This window comes from Corynebacterium sp. MSK204 (assembly GCF_030229885.1).
In the GTDB taxonomy this organism is placed as follows: Bacteria; Actinomycetota; Actinomycetes; order Mycobacteriales; family Mycobacteriaceae; genus Corynebacterium.
Map to the genome: position 1 here is coordinate 1 of NZ_JASPGQ010000019.1, position 14341 is coordinate 14341.

Annotated in this window: 16 protein-coding genes; 5 read left to right on the plus strand and 11 right to left on the minus strand. The window is 58.2% G+C overall.

Annotated features, from left to right (window positions below; genetic code table 11):
- Nucleotides 1–290: 290 nt before the first annotated feature.
- Genes QP908_RS10475 through QP908_RS10485 form a run of 3 tightly spaced genes read right to left on the minus strand, consistent with a single transcriptional unit; the run spans nucleotide 291 to nucleotide 2442 of the window.
- Nucleotides 291–1271, minus strand: coding sequence for a hypothetical protein (locus QP908_RS10475; protein ID WP_284772222.1), 981 nt, complete (start codon nucleotides 1269–1271; stop codon nucleotides 291–293).
- Entirely contained in the window at nucleotides 1268–2071 is an 804-nt protein-coding gene (locus tag QP908_RS10480; RefSeq protein WP_284772223.1) for an ATP-binding cassette domain-containing protein, read from the minus strand. The genes QP908_RS10475 and QP908_RS10480 overlap by 4 nt, the downstream gene beginning before the upstream one ends.
- Nucleotides 2068–2442 carry a GntR family transcriptional regulator gene (locus QP908_RS10485; protein ID WP_035108334.1) on the minus strand — a complete coding sequence of 125 codons (375 nt, stop codon included), beginning with the start codon at nucleotides 2440–2442 and terminating at the stop codon, nucleotides 2068–2070. The genes QP908_RS10480 and QP908_RS10485 overlap by 4 nt, the downstream gene beginning before the upstream one ends.
- 208 nt (nucleotides 2443–2650) lie before the next feature.
- Here QP908_RS10485 and QP908_RS10490 point away from each other — a divergent pair, with 208 nt between their 5' ends.
- Complete coding sequence (locus QP908_RS10490) at nucleotides 2651–3826, plus strand: NYN domain-containing protein (RefSeq protein WP_284772224.1); 1176 nt, start codon at nucleotides 2651–2653, stop codon at nucleotides 3824–3826.
- On the opposite strand, the gene QP908_RS10495 is transcribed toward QP908_RS10490, so the two are convergent.
- Both QP908_RS10495 and trxA read right to left on the minus strand, forming a co-directional pair.
- A complete protein-coding gene (locus QP908_RS10495) occupies nucleotides 3823–4560 on the minus strand; it encodes a PspA/IM30 family protein (protein WP_284772225.1) in 738 nt (245 codons plus the stop codon). The two genes, QP908_RS10490 and QP908_RS10495, sit on opposite strands and share 4 nt — an antisense overlap.
- A gap of 91 nt (nucleotides 4561–4651) precedes the next feature.
- Entirely contained in the window at nucleotides 4652–5023 is a 372-nt protein-coding gene (gene trxA, locus QP908_RS10500) for a thioredoxin (RefSeq protein ID WP_023024472.1), read from the minus strand.
- A 119-nt stretch (nucleotides 5024–5142) separates the two neighbouring features.
- On the opposite strand from trxA, the gene QP908_RS10505 reads away from it, so the two are divergent.
- Genes QP908_RS10505 through QP908_RS10520 form a run of 4 tightly spaced genes read left to right on the plus strand, consistent with a single transcriptional unit; the run spans nucleotide 5143 to nucleotide 9346 of the window.
- On the plus strand, nucleotides 5143–5343 hold the full coding sequence (locus tag QP908_RS10505) for a heavy-metal-associated domain-containing protein (protein ID WP_023024475.1): 201 nt from the start codon (nucleotides 5143–5145) through the stop codon (nucleotides 5341–5343).
- A 9-nt stretch (nucleotides 5344–5352) separates the two neighbouring features.
- On the plus strand, nucleotides 5353–7548 hold the full coding sequence (locus tag QP908_RS10510; RefSeq protein ID WP_284772226.1) for a heavy metal translocating P-type ATPase: 2196 nt from the start codon (nucleotides 5353–5355) through the stop codon (nucleotides 7546–7548).
- Nucleotides 7549–7551: 3 nt separating this feature from the next.
- Complete coding sequence (locus QP908_RS10515) at nucleotides 7552–8853, plus strand: MFS transporter (protein ID WP_284772227.1); 1302 nt, start codon at nucleotides 7552–7554, stop codon at nucleotides 8851–8853.
- A 28-nt stretch (nucleotides 8854–8881) separates the two neighbouring features.
- A complete protein-coding gene (locus QP908_RS10520; protein ID WP_284772241.1) occupies nucleotides 8882–9346 on the plus strand; it encodes a VanZ family protein in 465 nt (154 codons plus the stop codon).
- A gap of 5 nt (nucleotides 9347–9351) precedes the next feature.
- On the opposite strand, the gene dnaB is transcribed toward QP908_RS10520, so the two are convergent.
- The 6 genes from dnaB to QP908_RS10550 all read right to left on the minus strand — a co-directional run bounded on the left by dnaB (nucleotide 9352) and on the right by QP908_RS10550 (nucleotide 14338).
- Nucleotides 9352–10785: a replicative DNA helicase gene (gene dnaB / locus QP908_RS10525; RefSeq protein WP_284772228.1), complete on the minus strand. Its 1434-nt coding sequence runs from the start codon at nucleotides 10783–10785 to the stop codon at nucleotides 9352–9354.
- Between the two features lie 461 nt (nucleotides 10786–11246).
- On the minus strand, nucleotides 11247–11699 hold the full coding sequence (gene rplI, locus QP908_RS10530) for a 50S ribosomal protein L9 (protein ID WP_023024485.1): 453 nt from the start codon (nucleotides 11697–11699) through the stop codon (nucleotides 11247–11249).
- Nucleotides 11700–11747: 48 nt separating this feature from the next.
- The gene (locus QP908_RS10535; protein WP_284772229.1) at nucleotides 11748–12299 is read right to left on the minus strand and encodes a single-stranded DNA-binding protein; all 552 of its coding nucleotides are present in this window, start codon (nucleotides 12297–12299) and stop codon (nucleotides 11748–11750) included.
- 49 nt (nucleotides 12300–12348) lie between these two features.
- Entirely contained in the window at nucleotides 12349–12639 is a 291-nt protein-coding gene (gene rpsF, locus QP908_RS10540) for a 30S ribosomal protein S6 (RefSeq protein ID WP_023016353.1), read from the minus strand.
- A gap of 122 nt (nucleotides 12640–12761) precedes the next feature.
- Nucleotides 12762–12950: a hypothetical protein gene (locus QP908_RS10545; RefSeq protein WP_023024487.1), complete on the minus strand. Its 189-nt coding sequence runs from the start codon at nucleotides 12948–12950 to the stop codon at nucleotides 12762–12764.
- A complete protein-coding gene (locus tag QP908_RS10550; protein ID WP_284772230.1) occupies nucleotides 12947–14338 on the minus strand; it encodes a glycosyltransferase family 87 protein in 1392 nt (463 codons plus the stop codon). The genes QP908_RS10545 and QP908_RS10550 overlap by 4 nt, the downstream gene beginning before the upstream one ends.
- Nucleotides 14339–14341 lie beyond the last annotated feature (3 nt).

A 14341-nucleotide genomic window follows, 5' to 3' on the forward strand; every position in this document is an offset into this window, starting at 1 on the left:
GGCCAACAGACCAATCAACACACAACCATGCACACAAAAATAAAAAATAAGTACATTGGCACACTATTGAGTTCTCAGACATCGTCACCACACAACAGCTACATGCCCAAAAGCATGGAACTCGTTGCGAGTAAAAAGTTATTTTGTCAGGGCCTGTTTTCCTATCGCCGCTTCAGCCAGAAACAATGTCTTGTCTCTGTGGGGCGCTGTCGGTCGCGCTGACTTGTATTAAGTTACACACCGCTTTAAATTTTCACAAACTCGCAGTTCAGAACGGCTTTTAGTCACTGTTATTTCATGCCAAACCAGCCCGCAAGGCCTTTCTCCCACAGGCTACTTATGCGGCGTGTGTATATCGGCAGGGTCGCAGCCCATATTGCGTAGATGCTAAGGCTGATAAACATCCCCATCACGGCCGAGAAATAGCCTTGGATGAAAAGCCATACCAACGCTGCGATGCTGAGAAGGTACGCCACAAAGACTCCAAGGGTCCTCTTTTCTAGGAACTCAAGGTACGTAAGCCCCGGGACGGTGACGGCCGCGATGGCGATCATGGCGGCGGCAACCTCGGTCGTCGTCCCTCGGAGGGAAAGGGCTGAGCCCACGGCGGCGCAACCAAGGACGAAGATGAGCCCAGTCGCTGCGGTCATAGTCGCCCAGCGGCGGCGCGTGCCGCCGAGCGTGACGTAATCCCTGAGCGTATCGCGCAACATGCCCATGGTTCCGCCGAGGAAAGAGAAGAAGAGGAACCAAGCAATGAAAGCAATAAAATCCATCGGTTCCCACCGCGTGGTCATTAGCGAAAGCACAACGTTGATGGCCAAGAATACGACGGCCATGAACCATCTGCGGACCTGGCGGCGGTATACAGCCTGCGCGTCGGGCGTCGGCGGGAAACGCCCAAGCTTGGATGCAATTCCCAAAGGGGTCGTCGAATAGCCTGTCCTGTCTGGGGTAGGTTTCCTCCACAGCGCCCATGCCAGAGCCACCGCATAAACCGGCAACGCCCACCAGCCCTGCCGTGCACCCGTTCCTGCCATGGCCACAACAGCAAAAACCGTGAGCATAATTCGGCGGTGTTCATTCCAAATCTGTGAGCTCAGGCCTAGTACTTGGTACTTATCAAAACTGGGTTGATACGTGAGGATGGGCAAAACTGGTAGGAGAAACGTGAAAGATCCCCACTTATCGCCAGCTAGTGCCGGATAAAGCGAGATGATGAGTAGGACGGTGACCCAGGCCCAATTCGTTGTGTGCCATAGAAGTTTCATGACTGCTCCTCCAATGCTCGGACAGCCTTTTCAAGTGATACCTCTGCTACCCGGAGGTGATGTTCGTTGGCATAGCGGAAGACGGGATCGGGCGAGGAAGTGCGGGCATCGACAAGCACTTGGCCTCCCAGGCTGGTAGAAGCGCGCTCCAATACCGGCAGGGCAAGGGCGGAAACGGCCGCGGAGATCGCCTCTTCGGGCCCGCTGATTTCCAGGAAGGAATCAACAAATTCATCCACTGGACCACTGATGGGGTGCTCCCCCATGAGGCAAATAGTGTCCAGCAACCCCTCTATCTCGTTGAGGTGATGGGTGGATACCACGATGGTGCGCCCGTGCTCTTCTCGGAGGACCTGGTAAAAGAGTTCGCGGCGCGGCAGGTCGAGGCCCAGATAAGGCTCGTCCAAAAGCATTATTTCGCAGCCAGAGGCAACGGCGAAAACAAATCCCAACGCCGATTTTTGCCCACGCGAGAGCGCAGAATACGCCTTATTGGGGATGTCAAAGCGCGCGATGAGGTCGTCGTAACGCTCCGCATTCCAGTTGGGCCACCGCGCCTGACCAACGGCGCCGAGCTTCTTGCTACCCCACGAATCTGGCAGCGGATTGTCGATGCCCATGAGGATTACCCGGTTGAGCACGGATTGGTTATCAAAGGGCTGGCGGTCAAAGACCGTGATGCGGCCGGATTGAATTTGGCCGGCGATTTTTCGCAATAAGGTGGTCTTGCCAATTCCGTTGCGGCCCACCAGACCATGGGTAAGACCTGCGGAAAAGGTGAAGTCTCGGGTAGTAATCATGAGTACATTCCTCTGCTTTCTGCAACCCGATCGAAAAGGTCATGGAGCTGGGCGCGGTTGTAGCCCAGGCGAACTGCTTCATCGACAAGCGGGGCCATATATTCCGCTGCGAAGTCGCCTCGCCTGCGCTCGCGAATGGCACGCGATGCACCCTCGGCCACAAACATGCCGATGCCCCGCCGCTTTTCCAGCACCCCTAGGTCCACCAAGAGGGTGATCCCCTTCCGCGCGGTTGCGGGGTTGATGTTGTGGAAATCCGCCAACTCATTGGTGGAAGGTGCCTTATCGCCCTCCGCCAGAGTGCCGTCCACAATGGTGTCTTCCACCAAAGACGCAATCTGCCGAAAGAGCGGTTGCGTGGAGTTATCCATCATCACCTTCGGCTCGTTAGTTACTTAGTTAGTTGTGTAACTAACCATATAACACACTTGCCGATGCCGCAATGGTCACCGAAAACTTTTCATTTGCGGCCAATATGCTGGGAATTGGCGAATTGTGATCGACGTTTCGGGGTGAATAAGGCACACTGGAGGTAACAAAGAATTTTATTTAGAACAATTAGAACGGAACTTAGGAGCCATGCTTGAACGCACACTTGTCTTTGTCGATACCTCATACCTGCTCGCAAGCTTTTATAACTCTTGGGAAACGGGGGCTCGCGCGCAGCTAGAAATTGACCTGCCCGAAGTGGTCAGCACCATGGGCGGGATGATCGAGGAGCAATTAGGCAACCCGATTCAACGCCAATACTGGTACGACGGGATCCCGGATACCGGTCCGCACCGCTACCAACGCGCCCTTCGCACCTGCGAGGGCGTGCAGTTGCGCACGGGACAACTCATCGAATGGGGCGAGCGACGCACCCAAAAGGGCGTAGACACCCGGCTCGTGGCCGATATGGTCATGGCCGCCGTGAAGAACCAGTTCACCGACTTTGTACTGGTCAGCGGCGACGCGGACATGATTCCCGGCGCGCAGACCGCCGTAGACAATGGCATCCGCGTGCACCTGTACGGGTTTGGCTGGGATTCCATGTCCGCAGCGCTGCGCCATACGTGTGATTCCACCACCATTTTGGATCCACGCGAGGACTTCGCGGACTCCATGGAACTGCAGGTCCTCGAGGGACCCCTTCCCCCAGTGGTGCGCGATGCAACGCAGAAGGCAGAGGGAGCAGAAGAGGAGCTTCCAGGCGCGGAGCACTGCGACGAGTGCGAGGAGCCCTCCGAGGTGGAAACCGCATTCGGCACCCCGGAAAAGCCCACGCCGGCGCCTGCCCCAAAGCCTGCGCCACCTCAAAGCGCACAGCAGGCCGCAACCCCAGCCCCAGAAGAGCAGGACAAGCCCTCTGCAGGAGTGGAAAAGGGCCCTGCCGAAGAGGCCGAGGCTACCGATCAAGCAGCACCAAAGCCTGCGCCGAAACCGTCAATGATGGCACCGCGGCGCAAGCTGCGCTCGAAGTACGTCCCGCTGCCAGAAGAGGTGTGGAGCTCTGCCGGGTTCCAGTCCCCATTCGATGTGGGCCAGCAATACGCATCGTGGTGGTTTGATAATGCCGCTAACTCAGAGCAGCGCGACCAAGCCCACTTACTGTCTGGCGGCGGATTACCACCGGAAATCGACCGACCGCTACTGCAGTTCGCCTGCGAAACCCTGCATGAATACACCCTGACGGAAACCCAGCGCGTGAACTTGCGCGATGGGTTCCACTCAGGAATCCGCGGCGTGCTTATTAATATCCGCCGCGAGAATTAATCGCCGGATTCGATTTCCTTTTTCTTGGCCATATCGGCGCGCAGCGCATCTAGCCGCGCGCTGGCCTTCATGTCGTTGCCGGCCGCTTGAATCTCGCTCATGCGGTCGCCACCGGTTGCCTGCTGCAACTCTTGTGCACCAAGGGCATCGGCATAGCGCTTTTCAATCTTGGAGCGGACGGAATCCAGGCTCGGCACGGAATCATCGGGGTTGAGCTCGTTCATGGAATCGAGCGCTTCCGCGTTCTTTTCCTGCATCGCAGCCTGATCCGCCTGCGCTTCCAGCTGGCTTACCTGTGCCAGCTGCTCCTTGAGGCGGGCCTCGGATTGTTTTTGCTGGTTCTTGGCTTGTTCAGCCGCCTGCTCCGCAGCCGCGTGCTGCTGCTTGACGTCTTCTAGTTCCTGCTCCACCGCGACGAGCTGGGAGGCCACTACCTCAGCGGCTTGGTTGTACTCATTCGCCTTCTGAGGGTCCTCAGCGGAATCCGCGAGCTCCAGGGCGCGCTCGGTCTGGGATTGGTAATCCTGCTGGGACTTCACCAGGCGGTTCATCTGCATTTCTAGCTGAGACTTGTGCCCGATAATCTCTGCCGCATGATCCGAGATTTCCTGGTGCTGTTCCTTGGCGGCCTTGACCGCCTGCTGGATTTGGACCTTTGGATCGGCGTTCTCATCAATCTTTTGATCGAGAGAACTCATCACGTACTTCCAGCCCTTGCTGAAGGGGTTAGCCATCACTATCTCCTTTGGTCATAAAAAAGACGCTTTCTAGCGAGTTTAGCGATACTCACCAGAAAGCGCCGTGGAAGCTCTGAAAATTCAGATTCTATGCCTGCTGTGCGTTCTGCTCTTCAACCTGGCGGCGAACGTCAGCCATATCAAGGTCCTTAACCTGCTTGAGCAGATCCTCCAACGCTGCGGGCGGCAGTGCGCCGGCCTCGCGGAATACGAGGATGCCATCGCGGAAGATCATCAGGGTAGGAATGGACTGAATCTGCAGCGCGGAAGCAAGGCCCTGGTTTGCCTCGGTGTCCAGCTTGGCAAAGGTAGCATCGGTGTGCTCCTCGGATGCCTTCTCGTAGACAGGGGCAAAGCGCTTACATGGGCCGCACCAGTCCGCCCAGGCATCGACAAGCGTAATGCCTTCGCCGGTTACGGTCTGTTCAAAGTTCTCTTCAGTGACGTCGATAGTAGCCATACTCGTTGTAACTCCTTTACATTGTGGTTTATTCCCCACCGTACCTAAATCTCTTCCTTGCTAGATACCCCTAGGGGGTATAACATGGAGACATAAGCAATCGAGAAAGGATGATAGTCATGGCAACGAAGAACTACACCGTAGAAGGAATGAGCTGCGGACACTGCGAAATGTCCATCCGCGAAGAGGTAGGCGAAATCGCCGGTGTTGAGGAAGTTTCTGCAGACCACACCACTGGCGCTGTGTCTGTTTCCGGTAGCGATTTCACCGATGAGCAAGTAGCAGCTGCCGTAGCCGAAGCCGGATACACCCTTAAGTAGGCGAATACTATGTCACACGTTGATCTCGGGGTCTCGGGCATGACTTGCACGTCCTGCTCTTCCCGGGTAGAACGCAAGCTCAACAAGGTAGACGGCGTGGAGGCGAGCGTTAACTTTGCCACCGAATCCGCCTCTATTGAGTTCGATCCAGAAACGTCCACGGCCGCGGATCTGATCAAAGTCGTGGAAGGTGCAGGATACAGCGCCTTCGATATGTCTGGCAGTGATGACGCCGACCAGGGCGGGGACGCAGACGCAGAAGGCACGCCGGTTGATGATGCCCGCGCTGAAGAACAGCAGAGCCTGCTGCGGCGCACCATCATCTCCGCGGTATTGTCTGCTCCCATCATGGTCGTCTCCATGGTGCCTGCCCTGCAGTTCCAGAACTGGCAGTGGGCCTGCGCCATGCTGGCCACCATCGTCTTCATCTTTGGTGGTGCCCCCTTCCACTCCGCTACGTGGACCAACCTGAAGCACGGCTCGTTCACCATGGATACCTTGATTTCCATGGGTACCTCGGCCGCCTACCTATGGTCCCTGTACGCACTCTTCTTTGGCAACGCCGGTGAGCCTGGCATGACCATGAGCATGTCGTGGTCCTCCAGCTCGGCCGACATGGACCATATCTACTTTGAGTCCGTGGGAATGGTCATTACGTTCCTGCTCCTCGGCCGCTGGTTTGAGGTCAAGGCCAAGGGTCAGTCTTCTGAGGCGCTACGCACCCTGCTATCCATGGGCGCGAAGGAAGCCTCCGTGCTGCGCGATGGCAAGGAATCGCGCATCCCCATCTCTCAATTGCAGGTGGGCGATGTCTTCGTCGTGCGGCCAGGCGAGAAGATTGCCACCGACGGTGAGGTCGTCTCCGGCAATTCTGCCGTGGATGCCTCCATGATCACCGGTGAGTCCGTCCCGGAAGAAGTGGGCGTGGGCGATACCGTCACCGGCGCCACCATTAACGCTTCCGGCAAGTTGGAAGTCAAGGCCACCCAGGTGGGCGAGGACACGGTCCTTTCCCAAATGGCTACCTTGGTTACCAATGCACAGGCTTCCAAGGCGCCCGTGCAGCGTCTAGTGGACCGCATCGCGCAGGTCTTTGTACCGGTAGTTATTGGCATTTCCGTCCTCACGCTGCTGGTACACCTCATCTTCGGCGGCGTGGCACCGGCGTTTATCGCCGCTGTTTCCGTCTTGATCATCGCCTGCCCCTGCGCGCTGGGTCTTGCCACCCCGACCGCCATCTTGGTCGGCACGGGGCGCGGTGCCCAGCTGGGCCTGCTCATTAAGGGCCCGGAGATCCTTGAATCCACCAAGCAGGTCGATACCATCGTAATGGATAAGACCGGCACGGTTACAGCCGGTGAAATGTCCGTTACGGCCGTGCATGGCGATGTCCTCGAGTGCGCCGCTGCCGTCGAGCGGAACTCCGAACACCCCATCGCTCAGGCGATTGCCCGCGAGCGCGACGTGGAGCCCGGCACCGACTTTTCCACCAGCACCGCTGGCGTGGAAGCAACGGTGGATGGTGTCCGCGTGGGCGTCGGCAAGCCGCGTGGAGACCTAGGCCAGTACGCTGAGGCCTTCCGCGAGGCAGAGGCCGCGGGCGCTACCCCGGTGGCGGTGTACCTCGACGATGAACTCGCTGGGCTCATTGAGGTCCGGGACACTGTCAAGCCCACCTCCTCTGAGGCTGTAGAGCAGATGAAGCAGCTGGGCCTAACCCCGCACCTGCTCACCGGCGATAACGAGGGCGCGGCCAAGCGCGTGGCAGAGGAGGTTGGCATCACCGAGGTCACGGCCGGCGTGATTCCAGAGGAAAAGGTCGACGTCATCAAGAAGCTGCAGTCCGAGGGGCACAATGTAGCCATGGTTGGTGACGGCGTCAACGATGCCGCGGCTCTTGCCCAAGCTGACCTTGGCTTGGCGATGGGCGCCGGTACCGACGTTGCCATCGAGGCCTCCGATATCACCTTGATGAATGGGGATCTGCGGTCCGCAGCCGATGCCATTCGCCTATCCCGCCGCACGCTGCAGATCATTAAGGGCAACCTGTTCTGGGCCTTTGCCTACAATACTATTCTCATCCCCGTGGCGGCCTTTGGCCTGCTCAACCCGCTATTTGCCGGCCTTGCAATGGCATTTAGCTCCGTATTCGTCGTCTCCAATTCCCTGCGTCTCCGGAAATTTTCTAGCCAGCGCTATGATTAGCGCATGCTCAGCCGCAATGAACGATTAGACCGGCTCCCGGTCACCAGCAAACACAAGCGCCTACTCCTGGGCTCTGGCCTAGGGTGGGCGCTCGATGCTATGGATGTGGGGCTCATTTCCTTCATCATGGCCGCCTTGGCCGTGCATTGGGATTTGAGCAGCACCCAAACCTCCTGGCTCGCCTCCGCTGGCTTCCTCGGCATGGCACTGGGCGCCGCATTTGGCGGGCTCCTTGCGGATAAATACGGCCGCCGCCACGTCTTCTCCCTCACCCTCATGGTCTATGGCCTGGCCACCGGTGCCTCCGCCCTGGCCAGCGGGCTGGCCATACTTATTGTCTTCCGCTTCATCGTCGGGCTCGGCTTGGGCGCGGAGCTGCCGGTCGCCTCCACGCTCATCTCCGAATTTTCCCCGCGCCGCATCCGCGGACGCATGGTGGTCCTCCTCGAGGCCTTCTGGGCGCTCGGCTGGATCCTCGCCGCGCTCATCGGCACCTTCATCGTAGGCGCCGGCGAACACGGCTGGCGCTGGGGCTTTGCCGTGGGTCTCATCCCCGCCGCTTATTCGGTCTACGTGCGCCTAGGATTGCCGGAATCGGTGCGCTTCCTCGAATCCAAGGGCCGCCATGAGGAGGCCGAAGAGATTGTGGCGTCCTTCGAGGAGGCCGCCGCGAGCCAGCCGCTTGACGATGTCCACCCGGAACCCACCGCCTCCACCGAGACCTCCATTTGGGGTCCGGGTTTGCGCCGCCGCACGGCGGCGCTGTGGACCATTTGGTTTTGCGTCAATTTCTCTTATTACGGCGCCTTTATCTGGATTCCGTCCCTGCTGGTGGCCGATGGTTTCTCGCTCGTAAAATCCTTTAGCTTCACACTCATCATTACCCTGGCGCAGCTGCCGGGCTACGCCACCGCCGCCTGGCTCATTGAGGTCTGGGGCCGGCGAATCACCCTCGCCGTGTTCTTGGTCGGCTCCGCCGTCTCCGCCGGGCTCTATGGCACCGCAAGCTCCGAGGTATTCATCATCATCGTCGGGTGCCTTTTGTCCTTCTTCAACCTAGGCGCCTGGGGTGCTCTGTACGCTATTGGTCCGGAGCTCTACCCCACCGCGCTGCGCGGTCGCGGTACGGGTGCTGCAGCGGGTTTTGGCCGCATCGCCTCCATCGTGGCACCGCTCGTTGTGCCGCCGTTGATCGCGGCGACCGGCGCTGGATTCCTTTTCGTGCTCTTTGCGGCCGCATTCGCCATCGCCGCCGTTGCGGCATTTACTCTGCCTGAGCTGAAAGGCGAGGCCCTTGCTCGATAAATTAGCCCTTAGCGCGTGGATTGGCGTCATGGTGGCGCTGACCACCCTGAAGGCCTTCTTCCAGATTGGTTACCTGTGGAAGCCCGAAAACCAACGCGTCCGCGAGCTCCATTTAGTTCCCCTCGATGAATTCTCCGGCAATAGTTGGTTTGCCCCGCTTTTCGAATACGCCGGTAATACCGCCTTCTTCATCCCCTTCGGGCTCTTGGTATTCACGCTTTGCCGCTCCGTGAAGGTATCGACGGCCTGGGGATTCGCGCTTAGCTTAACGTTGGAGACGGCCCAATATGTCTTCGCGCTAGGCCGCACGGATATCGATGATCTACTCTTTAATACCCTCGGCGCGCTCATCGGTGCAGCAATCGCCCACTGGGGCGGGCAACGCTTCTTCCCGGTATGGCGCTGGCTTTCCCTAGCCGCGGCCGCGGTCTTTATCGTGCTGGTAATTCTGGGTCCCCGATTAGGGGACCCAGCCGCCGTCGTGGACCTATAAGCCTTTTATCCGTGTGCCATGTTGACAAACTTGGAGTAGTGCAGCTGGTGGGCCACCTGCACCGTGTCAATAGGCCCGCCGCGGTGCTTGGCCAAGATAATATCCGCCTCACCGGCGCGCTCATTATCGCGGTCTTGCGAGTCTGGGCGGTACAGCAGCATAACCATATCGGCGTCCTGTTCCAAAGAACCGGACTCACGCAGGTCAGCCAATTGTGGCTTTTTGTCATTACGGGCTTCAGGTCCACGGTTCAGCTGCGAAATGGCAATCACCGGCACCTCAAGCTCCTTGGCCAATAGCTTGAGCTGGCGCGAGAACTCCGAGACCTCTTGCTGGCGCGACTCCACTTTTTTACCCGAGGACATCAGCTGCAGATAGTCCAAAACAATGAGGTCGAGCCCATGCTGTTGCTTGAGCCGGCGGGCCTTGGAGCGAATCTCCATCATCGTGAGATTCGGCGAATCATCAATGAACAGCGGCGCATCTTGAATGCGGTTAAGCGTGTCATCAATCTTCGCCCAGTCTTCAGTGGAGACTCCACCGCTACGCATATCGGTGAGCTTGACCTCGGATTCCGCGGAGAGCAGGCGCATCACAATCTCTGAGGCTGACATTTCCAAGGAAAAGATGACTGAGGACTTGCCGTGCTGCAGCGAGCACGAGCGAATGAAGTCCATCGCTAGCGTGGACTTACCCACGCCGGGTCGCGCCGCAACGATGATCATCTGGCCTGCGTGCAAGCCATTGGTGAGCTTATCCAGGTCAATGAACCCTGTGGGTACGCCCAATTCAACGCCGCCCGCCTGCTGTAGCGCCGCCAATTCATCAATGGTGGGATCAATCAGATCCCCGAGCACGCGGTAGTCCTCAGCGGTCTTGCGCTGGGCGATGGCAAATACTTCCTGTTGGGCACGGTCGATCACCGATTCAATCTCGGCATCCTCCGTTCCAGAAAACCCCAGTTGCACCACACGCGTACCGGCATCCACGAGCCGGCGCAGGACGGCCTTTTCCGCCACGATTTCCGCGTAATAGCGGGCATTGGCCGCGGTGGGAACGGTAGCTAACAGCGTGTGCAAATAGGGCGCGCCGCCAACGCGCTCAAGGTTATTAAACCTATCCAACCGCGAGGAAAGGATGAGGGGGTCGATGTCTTGGCCCGCCGCGTAGAGGTCTAGCATTGCGCCATAAATTAAGGCGTGGGCCGGATAATAGAAGTCATCGGGTTCGAGCTCTTCAATAACCTCCATGACCGTATTGGGGCTGAGCAGCATAGCGCCCAATACGCCCTGCTCCGCTTCCCGGTCCGATGGAGGCTGACGATACTCCTCATAGCGCTGCGGTTGGTCCTGTTGATACCGCGGCCGGCGCGCTACGGCATTATCCGGCGCCGGTGGTTCCGGTGGAATCTGTTCATCATCAAAGCTCGCGTTGGTCATATGTCCCCTTTGTGTCCGTGAAGCGACCTTGCGTAACGGTGTCCAAGTGTAGACGAGCCCCCGGACACTACCTGCCTGGGCATAACTCCGGCACTTATCCACAGGGACTTGTGGAATTACCAGCTAGGCTGATCGCTGCATTTTGTTTACCGAGGTCACAACTGTGGATAACTTGTCACCCTCCTGACCTGCAACGATAATAACTGCTGGTCAGGGCGGTTATTTACAAGTGTGAAAATTCCCACAGAGTAGCCGAAAATAGGGTATGACCAGCGGTAAAGTCGGGCAAAAATCTTAGTACCCGCGAACCCTGAATTCCACATTCATCCACAGATTTTCACAGTTATCCACAAGCCAGTTGGGTAGGCAAAAGGCCCCAGGAATTCTCCACCTCACATAGAGAATTCGTGGGGCCTTAAGCCGTGCTGTTGTCTTTGGGTCTGTGGACCGTCGAGCGCTGCTTAAGCAGCGACGACCGAGAAGTTCACCTTGCCGAGCACGTCAGCGTGCAGCTTCAGCTCGACCTGGTAGTTGCCGGTCTTCTTGACCAGGCCCTTGGGCATATCAACGATACGCTTATCCAAGTTAGGGCCACCGGCCTTGGAGACGGCCTTGACAATGTCTTCTGCGGTAACGGAACCGAAGAGCTTGCCGGAAGTGGAGGTCTTAACCTTGACCTCAACGTTCGTCAGCTGCTCAAGCTGGTTGCGGACCTCGCGTGCGTGGTCCAGGTCGCGAATTTCGCGAGCTTCCTGGGCGCGCTTGATGCCCTCAATCTGCTTCTCAGCGCCGCGGGAAGCCACGATGGCCAAGCCGCGGGGAAGCAGGTAGTTACGTCCGTAGCCGTCCTTAACCTCAACAATTTCGCCAGCGGCGCCGAGGTTCTCAACGGCAGCGGTGAGGATCAGCTTCATGATCCCTGCCTTTCAATTGAGTTAGTTGAATAGTTGCGGGTGACAGACTTAGAACGGGGGTTCAGAATCAGCGCCTCCGAAGCCGCCAGCTGGCGGTGCGGAGTTCCACGGATCCTCTGCAGGAGCCTGGTTCTGCTGCTGCGACTGCTGCTGTTGCTGGCCTCCAAAACCGCCTTGATTATTGTTATTCGAGCGCTGCTGCTGACCGCCGCCATAGTTACCGCCGCCCTCACGGGGATTGCGGTTTACCTGTGCGGTGGCGTAGCGGAGCGACGGACCGACCTCATCGACGTCGATCTCAAACACAGTGCGGTTTTCACCCTCGCGGGTCTGGAAGGAACGCTGCTTCAAGCGGCCGGTAACGATGATGCGCATGCCCTTCGTCAGGGTCTCGGCGACGTTCTCCGCCGCCTGACGCCATACGTTGCAGGTCAGGAACATAGCTTCGCCGTCTTCCCACTGGTTCGTCTGAGAATTGTAGCGACGAGGCGTGGAGGCGACGCGGAAGTTAGCTACCGCCGCACCCGCTGGGGTGAAGCGAAGCTCGGGGTCAGCAACTATGTTGCCCACCACCGTAATGTTGGTATCTCCCTGTGCCATGTCTTTACTCCTTATCGGTTACGTGGATTGTGTCTGATCCCAGTATCCGCTACTTGCTGTCGGTGCGCAGAACCTTGGTACGCAGGATGGTGTCGTTCAGGTTCAGGCGACGGTCGAGCTCGGAAACCGAAGGGTGCTCGCACTCCAGGTTAACGACGGCGTAAATGCCCTCTTCCTTCTTCTCGATGGGGTATGCAAGGCGACGCTTGCCCCATACATCGAGGTTCTCAACCTTGCCGCCGTCCTTGCGGACGATGTCGAGGTACTTATCTAGGGACGGGGTTACGGTGCGCTCATCCTGATTAGGATCCAGAATGATCATGACTTCGTAGTGACGCACGGACCTCATCACCTCCTATGGTCTAGTCGTTTTCGGCTGCATCACCTTTGCGGATGCAGCAGGAGGGTACGTTGCGTCAAGCAACCCCACCACAGTACCGCAGATGACCGGCGAAAAGAAATCTATCCCGTCGTGGTGGAGGCAAAAAAGATAGCACACGTCGCGGGAATGAGGGTGAGAAAAACAATGGCGAGGATGCCCAAGAAGATGGGCCCGCGCTTATCGTCCCTGTTATGAAACAGCCAAAAGGCCGCCATGACGCAGATAAAGCCTAACAAGATCGACGCCATGCCAATTAAGGTCACAATCATTGAAATACTCCCGCCACTGGGTCGCGGCCCTGATGCGCCGCACGCACTTTATCTTCTGTCTTATTCCACATTTGCCGCAGCACAATCACCGCCATCGCGATGATGAATCCATCGCGCACGAGGATCGCTACGTCCAAGAGCTCGTGTGGAATGCCCTTATTATCAATGCCCAGCATGTGCCACATAAGCAGGGGCCATACGAGGGCATCGGCAAGCGCCCAGCCCAAAACCAATCGCCAACGCGGCACGGCCAAGGCCGCCGGGACCACCAGCCAGAGCGAATACTGCGGGGACCATACCTTATTGACCAGCAGGAAAACCGCAATGATGAGGAATACCAACTCTGCCACCCGCGGGGTAAGCGGGCTGCGCCAACCGGCTAAGGCAATACCGGCGCACAAGAGGAGGAATGCCACGAGGGAGAAGGTATTCAAAAAATTCTGGCTGAAAGAAATGCCCAAATTCCGGCTAATCAGGGCATAGAGGGTGGTCCATTCCGCGCCGCGCTCCTGGTTCAGGCGGAAAAATTCCGCCCAGGCGGATGGGTATTTCAGGGCGACGGGAAGGTTGACCACGAGCCAGGCAGCGGCCGATGCGACGGTCACCTTGGTAAAAGCGTCCCAGCGGCGATTGCGCCAAGCAAGGACGAAAAACGCTCCAAGCAGGAATACCGGCCATAATTTGAATGCGGTTCCAAGTCCGATGAGGATGCCGGCGAGCCAAGGGCGGTGGCGGCTAATGGCCAGTAGCGCGCCGACGGCAAAGGCGATGGCTGGTATGTCCCAATTGCTAAAGGCGTGGACGATAATAAGCGGGCTGGCAGCTACCAGGATGGTGTCCCACGTGCGATTTCCCACCAAAAGGTAGACCATATAGATGACGCCGACCCAGATGCAGGCCATGACCATGGCGGTGAGCCCAAAGTACCAGCCAGCGGCGGGCACCCCGGCCCATTCCACGAGCCCATAGGTATGGCGCGCAATCCAGCCCATCAGGCCTTGGAACATGCCCGCCAATACCGGGTATTCCATGTAGCGGGTCAGGCCATCTTCCTGCCAGGAAAAGGCGTAGGGAAAGCCCGGTTGATCTAAACCGCGGCCTTCATAAAGCGGGACGATGTCGTTATAGCAAAAAGAGTTGTACTGCCGGTTAGCGGACCAATCCAGGTTAATGGTGCCGCCTTCGCCGCGGCTTCCACCAGCGCAATTCGCCTTGGATAAGAACCCACCGGCCAAGAAAATCCAGGCTACCGCGATCAATGCGCGCAGTGGGGTCCACCATTGTGCGCGGCTACCCCGGGCAAAGCGTCCCCTCGGCCCGCCCAGGAACTCGATGACGCCTCGCGCCATCGGTTCGTCTGCGGCGGACAAGCGCTGGTCTTGGCTCACGCG